The organism is Alkalibacterium iburiense (assembly GCF_039521845.1).
Classification (GTDB): domain Bacteria; phylum Bacillota; class Bacilli; order Lactobacillales; family Carnobacteriaceae_A; genus Alkalibacterium; species Alkalibacterium iburiense.
The window spans coordinates 1-6,289 of the sequence record NZ_BAAACW010000012.1; the positions used below are offsets into that span (position 1 = coordinate 1).

7 protein-coding genes are annotated in these 6,289 nt (G+C 37.7%); 4 read left to right on the plus strand and 3 right to left on the minus strand.

The features are described 5' to 3' along the window. Positions 1 to 28: 28 nt before the first annotated feature. Together tnpC and tnpB are read right to left on the minus strand one after the other, a co-directional pair. The gene (tnpC, locus tag ABDZ53_RS00505) at positions 29 to 1,414 is read right to left on the minus strand and encodes an IS66 family transposase (RefSeq protein WP_343752890.1); all 1,386 of its coding nucleotides are present in this window, start codon (positions 1,412 to 1,414) and stop codon (positions 29 to 31) included. Positions 1,415 to 1,513: 99 nt separating this feature from the next. Next, a complete protein-coding gene (gene tnpB, locus ABDZ53_RS00510) occupies positions 1,514 to 1,873 on the minus strand; it encodes an IS66 family insertion sequence element accessory protein TnpB (protein ID WP_343752892.1) in 360 nt (119 codons plus the stop codon). Positions 1,874 to 2,276: 403 nt separating this feature from the next. On the opposite strand from tnpB, the gene ABDZ53_RS00515 reads away from it, so the two are divergent. From ABDZ53_RS00515 to ABDZ53_RS00530, 4 genes are all read left to right on the plus strand, one after another. Continuing rightward, positions 2,277 to 3,140, plus strand: a complete 864-nt coding sequence (locus ABDZ53_RS00515; protein ID WP_343752894.1) for a metallophosphoesterase — start codon at positions 2,277 to 2,279, stop codon at positions 3,138 to 3,140. Between the two features lie 253 nt (positions 3,141 to 3,393). Beyond that, positions 3,394 to 3,783, plus strand: a complete 390-nt coding sequence (locus ABDZ53_RS00520; RefSeq protein WP_343752895.1) for a CidA/LrgA family protein — start codon at positions 3,394 to 3,396, stop codon at positions 3,781 to 3,783. Next, entirely contained in the window at positions 3,784 to 4,491 is a 708-nt protein-coding gene (locus ABDZ53_RS00525) for an LrgB family protein (protein ID WP_343752897.1), read from the plus strand. It abuts the gene before it with no gap. Between the two features lie 190 nt (positions 4,492 to 4,681). Further along, on the plus strand, positions 4,682 to 5,320 hold the full coding sequence (locus tag ABDZ53_RS00530) for a YczE/YyaS/YitT family protein (RefSeq protein WP_343752899.1): 639 nt from the start codon (positions 4,682 to 4,684) through the stop codon (positions 5,318 to 5,320). A gap of 131 nt (positions 5,321 to 5,451) precedes the next feature. Here the strand turns inward: ABDZ53_RS00530 and ABDZ53_RS00535 are convergent, their stop codons facing one another. Continuing rightward, positions 5,452 to 6,234, minus strand: coding sequence for a substrate-binding domain-containing protein (locus tag ABDZ53_RS00535; RefSeq protein ID WP_343752901.1), 783 nt, complete (start codon positions 6,232 to 6,234; stop codon positions 5,452 to 5,454). Positions 6,235 to 6,289: the final 55 nt, after the last annotated feature.

Here is a 6,289-nt window from a genome sequence, read left to right on the forward strand (position 1 = left end):
TAAATATGTTGTTATAACACTATTGAACTTAATTTGAGCACATAACAAGTTTCAACACATAATTTCTTCCCATAACGAGTGACTTGATGCCACGTTCGGCTAGATTGTTGGATAGCACGAGACGGCCGTCCTTCAGAACGTTCATCATCCGCTCTTTCTGATTCAGCGCATAATTAATCGCTGTGCCAAGTTTGCCATGCGCAGTTAGGGATTCACACCAGTCAAAAAAGGCTTCAAGCTTCGGCTTCACTAATTCCAGGCGCTGGTCATACCGTTCGCTAACAGATAAGTCCTTGAGGGACTTATCCAACGCAAACAACTCGTTACACAGCGTGACTCCCTTATGAGCGACACTCTTACTGGAATAGTTCTTTGGACGGGCATCATAGAACTTCCGTCTGATATGCGCCAGACAGGCAATCATCGTCATCCCTGGAAGGTTGTTGTACCCGGAGAATCCATCACTATGTAGATAGCCAGTGTACTCCTCTAAGAAATCTCTAGGGACAGAGCCGCTGCGTGATGGACCAAGCTTGTAGATATGTATGGCACGTTCGCTGTATTTGCCGGTACTGAATAACCACATATAGGACTTTTGTCGGTCTTTGTCATTCAGTACTTTGAATGTCGTTTCGTCGGCGTGTAGAACCTTCTGGTTCAACAGTTCTTGTCGCATGACAGCTACCAGTGCTTCGAAATAATACTGGGACGTTTTAATGTGCCAGTTCGCAATGGTGTGTCGAGGGATCGGATAGCCAAGCAGATTCCAATAAGCCTCTTGGCGATAGCCCGGGACTTTTTGCTCGAATTTTTGATACATGGTTTCCGCTATCAATGACGCAGAAGCGGCTGTATTATTTAAAGGAAGTCTGGGGATTTCAGATTTCGCAAACGGCGTGCGCGTTCCGCTTTTCTCACAGTTCGCGCAGGCATATGTTTTCTGGAAATGTCTGTGGTTTTCAACTCTCGCCGGGATAAATTTAACTTCCTGACGGATGAGTTGCGTGCTGATTTCTTTCATTTCTTCTTTGCATGTTGGACACGTGCAAGATTCAAGCTCATGAATGTGGTCAACAGTAGGAAGAGATGACAACTGCTTGTCTTTTAATCCTTTACGTTTTTTGCGGCGACGTTCTGTTGTAATAATGACTTCATCTTCGTCGCTTTGGTCACCAGTCTGCTCTGGATCGCTAAAAAGGCGCTCATTGAAGAGATTGCCTTGATTGGGATTATCTTTCAACGTTTCCTTCTTTGGACCGTACAATTTCTGAGTTAAGAATTCGATTTGTTCTTTCTGTAAGGAAAGCTCATCATCTTTTTGAGCGATAAGGGTCTTCAGTTGTTTGTTTTCTTCTAACAGCTGTTCTAACTTTTCAATAATCACTTCAAACTGTTTTTCGCTCTTAATAGACATATCTGCTTCTCCTCACATAAATAGTACTTAAATTGTACACTAATCAGAAAAAGAAAACGAGAGAGCCATTGATTTTTTCATCAATTTCTCTCTCATTTCTTAGGCTATACTTCCTTTAACCGCAGGTTTAATAGAAACTTTTTGGTTGACAGATAGTCCTTCAAGCAGCCAACGCAGCTGTTGCGCACTTAACTTTTGAATCTCGTTCTGGTTACGCGGCCAATTCAATTTCCCATTCTCTAAACGTTTGTATAAGAGAAGGAAGCCGTCGCCTTCCCAGTAAAGAGCTTTGAATCGATCCTTTTTTCCACCACAAAAGAGAAAGAGAGCCTCTTTAAAAACATCCATATCATATTCTTCTGTGATGGTCGCAGCTAATCCGTCAATTTGACGGCGCATATCCGTCTTTCCACACACGATAAAAATATTCTCTACTTGAGTAAAATCAACGAGCTTCATTGAATGACATCTCCGCGAGGAGAACCCTCAATGTCGACGGTTTGATACCATCGTATATAAGTAGCTCCGTCTGATTATTTCTTAAATGTGCCACTATTTTCTGTGGCTGGGGCTTCTCAATGTGTCCACGAGTAGTTTTATCCTCATGCAGAGTCACCGGTATGATAGAGTGTTTGTTCTTTTCTATATTAAAAACCTCCTGTGTACTTAAGATATCTTAAGTTTAACAGGAGGCCGCCAGGACTCACAGGTACCTAGCTATTCACCGCTTACTTTATATTTACAGAAAATCGAGAAAAAGTGGTATGAAAAAAACTGATTTGACTGGATGGGTGGGACTATCATTATTTAAGTAAATAGAGTATAGTATAAGGCATGCAACTTTTCAAAGGAGTAATTTAATGTGAAAATTTCAAAAAAACTCTCGCTTTTACTGATACTTACTTTACTGTTTGGTTTTGCTTTCTATGGCTACTATCAGAACAATTCGATAGAAGTCTCTTATTATTCAATTAATGACGAACGAATTCCAGAAACCTTTCATGACTATACAATTGTACAGGTATCCGACTTGCACACAAAAGATTTTAAAGGAGACCTACACGATAAAATAAGTGACCAGGATCCGGACATCATTCTTATCACTGGGGATTTAATTGATCGAAACAGAACAGATTTGGACTTCGCTGTGCAAGCAGTGGAAGAGATGATAGACATTGCACCAGTTTACTATGTCTCTGGGAATCACGAAATTGCATCTGGAGAATATGAAGATCTCAGTCAAGAATTAGACAGCATAGGAGTTAGAAATTTAGATAATGATTTTGACAGTCTTGAGAAAGAGGGAGAGACAATCGGTTTAGTCGGTTTGGAAGATCCTCTATTATTAACTCAGGATGAAATCGAAGAAACAGGAACGGCTGAAAAAGTCATTGAAGAAACTCTAGCTACCTTAATAGAAGAAAGTGGAACGGATTATACTATTTTATTATCTCATCGCGCAGAATTAATGGACATTTACGCGTCGACATCCATTGATATCGCCTTTACTGGGCATGCTCACGGAGGACAAATACGTCTGCCTTTCATTGAGGGACTATATTCTCCTTCACAGGGATTCTTCCCCAAATATACAAGTGGTTTGTACGAAGAGAACGGCACTCAAATGATTGTAAGTAGAGGACTGGGAAATAGTATCTTTCCTGTTCGAATCAATAATCGTCCTGATTTAGTCGTCTTGACTTTAAAAACGAATGGAATAGAATGAAAAGCAGAAGACTGATTCATGTCTTCTGTTTTTTATTGAAAAGAACGTTTGGTTTGATTGTCATCACATAACAGGGCAACTGACTTAAAGGGATTCATAAAGGCTTTATAAGCTAATAGTCTCATGATTTTTGTAACATAGTTCCATGCAGCTGGAGGAAGCAATATGCTATTATATAGTAGGTTGTTTTTTTATAGCAAGGATAGTCTGAGAAATTAAATACAGAATGAACATTAGATTAGGAAGTGCCGGTTTGAAAATTATTAAGCAATTATTTTGGATATTTTTATTTTCGTTTTTAGGTGAAATGCTTTCAGCTATTATTTTGCCTTATATAGCCATACCCGGAAGTGTGATTGGGATGGTCTTACTTTTTTTAGCTCTCCAATTTAGAGTGATTAAAGTAGAACAAGTAGAAGAAGCTGGAACATGGTTAACAGATAATATGGGAATATTCTTTGTTCCTGCTGGAGTCGCCTTAATTTCTAATTTCGATATATTAGCAGATGCATGGTTACAGCTCCTTGTTATCATGGTCGTGACTACTATTCTTATGATGGTTTTTGTCGGTAAAGTGGTTCAAAGGATAAAAAAACGGACAGATGTTAAAGCAGAAAAAACCGTCAAGAAAGGAGAGAGATAAATGTTTGAATTACTTCTTTTGAGTCCCATTATGTGGATTACATTAACTATTGGCTTATATCTTATAGCAGGGGCTTTAAATAAAAAATGGCCGAACCCCTTATTTACACCTCTTGTTTTTTCGATAGTCGTGATCATACTGATTCTGGTCTTCATGGATATTCCACTTGAAACGTACAATATAGGCGGTCAGTTTTTCAATCTCTTTATCACTCCAGCAACGGTAGCTTTGGCTATTAAACTGCACAAAAACATTGAACACCTGAGAAAATATTACCATGCCATATTAACGGGTATATTCACCGGAGTTATATTTCATACGCTGATGATTTTTGGTTTTTCTTTGCTGTTTCAATTTGAAGAGGATATGGTGGCGACTCTGATTCCAAAGTCCATTACAACAGCTATCGCAGTGGGCGTTTCAGAATCCTTAGGGGGAATTATTTCTTTAACTGTTGGTGTCGTTGTCTTTACTGGAGTGATTGGGGCACTGGTTGCTCCCACAGTATTCAGACTGTTCAAAATAGATGATCCAGTTGCTCAAGGCATAGCAATAGGAAGTTCCTCACATGCTATGGGAACAACGAAAGCCATAGAGCTGGGAGATGTTCAAGGAGCTATGTCAGGGCTATCCATCGTTGTGACTGGTATTGTGGTTGTTATTCTAGCTCCACTCACATTGCCCCTTATTCAAATGTTATTCAATTAGCTCTTACATTGGATAAAAAGACAAAGTGTTGTTAATACTATAGTGTGTTCCTTCTAGCTAAACAAAGAGAAGGAACACAGTCGAAAATGGTGAAAAACACATTACTTTTTGAAAGCAAACATTGACGTCACGTATTATTCGACTTATAATGTCGGCAATATAAACAATAATATGAGAATAGAGGAAATAAATGAGAAAACATATTAATACCTTACTTATGGCAGTCGGTATATTCATGCTGGGTTTTTCAATTTCACTGTTACGTTATGGCGATTTAGGAACGGATCCTTATACAACGATGAACTTAGGGGTCAGTTCCTCACTCCCTTTATCTTTCGGTTTATACCAACTCCTAATCAACTTCGTTTTATTTGCGATAGTTTGGAAGAAAAAAAGACACACGATTGGATTAGGAACCATTGTTAACATGGTTATGGTCGGATTCGTATCTGACTTCTTTTATCATATCGTCGTGACATTTTTGCCTGACTTTCCTTCGCTGTCTTTCAGATTAATTGTAACGACAGTTGCCGTTCTTATCGCCTGTATCAGTATCTCTATGTATATGGAATCTGGATTAGGAATTGCTCCATATGATGCTATTACAACAATAGTAGTGGATGCAAGTATAGGAAGAATTCCGTTCTTTGCGGCACGTGTAACAGTTGATGTGCTAGCCGTACTTATTGGCTTTTTCTTTGGTGCTACTGTAGGAATAGGGACACTTATGCTGGCCTTTTTAACAGGCCCTGTTGTCCAGCTTATACGAGAACAAGTTATTAGGAGAGTGCTATTTCCAGTGCAGTCCACAATACGAGAAACAATTTAATTGATAATAGCAAAACAGAAAGCATAAAAGATATTTTATCATATAGAAAAAGCATTCTTAATTCTGACTCACTTTTTTGAGTTAGAATTTAAGAATGCTTTTTTATTACTGACTCAATAACTTAATAAAAGTTAGGACAATTCTTTTACTGTCATTCCTTTAATCAATTTATGGGGAACGATAATTTTTTCAATTAAATCGGGTTCTTCCATTTTTCTTAGTAGTAAATCAAAAGCTAATTCGCCTATTGCCTTTTCATCTTGTGCTACGTGAGTAAATAGTAGAGTATGTCTATTGACTTTAGGGATATAAGGATGATCAAAACATACAATAGATATATCTTTATAAACTTTTTTACCTAATTCTTCTATTGCTTGTTCAACTAAAATTGCTACTGCATATTCTCCAGTGAATATGGCTGTAATATCTTCGTTTTGAACTAAAAATTGTTTAATTCTTTCAATATCTTCTGCAGGTTGAGTCTGTTTACCAGGTACCATGGATTTTAAATCTGTGAGCAATCGGTCTTGTTCAATTGATAAACTGTGTTCTAGCATAGTTCTAATTGCTCCCTCAACACGATCCTCATTCGAAGTAATTTCTGTTATTGCTGTAATTATGCCAATCTTTTTGTGGCCATTTTCAACTAGATGATTTATAAGCATTTTAGATGCGGCTTTATTGTCGATAGCAACATTGCATGTTGGAAACTTTTCCATAAATCTATCGACAAGTACTAGGGGGAAGTTATTAGATGATAGTTCCAATAGTTTAGATGAAAAATACTTAGAAGAAGCTGGAAATAGAATAAGACCTTCTACACCAGATTCTATTAAGTCTGTGATTAATTTTTCTTCTAACTTAGGATTACCATCAGAGAATTTAATTATGCTATTTACTCCTGAATAATTCATACCTCTGATTTTAGAGGCTATTTTACCAAATTAATTTGCGTTTTGATTAAGTTTT

Coding starts and splice junctions, on each gene's coding strand:
- ABDZ53_RS00535 (WP_343752901.1), bottom strand. CDS start 6,234: ATGAATTATTCAGGAGTAAATAGCATAATTAAATTCTCTGATGGTAAT.
- tnpC (WP_343752890.1), bottom strand. CDS start 1,414: ATGTCTATTAAGAGCGAAAAACAGTTTGAAGTGATTATTGAAAAGTTA.
- tnpB (WP_343752892.1), bottom strand. CDS start 1,873: ATGAAGCTCGTTGATTTTACTCAAGTAGAGAATATTTTTATCGTGTGT.
- ABDZ53_RS00525 (WP_343752897.1), top strand. CDS start 3,784: ATGTTTGAATTACTTCTTTTGAGTCCCATTATGTGGATTACATTAACT.
- ABDZ53_RS00530 (WP_343752899.1), top strand. CDS start 4,682: ATGAGAAAACATATTAATACCTTACTTATGGCAGTCGGTATATTCATG.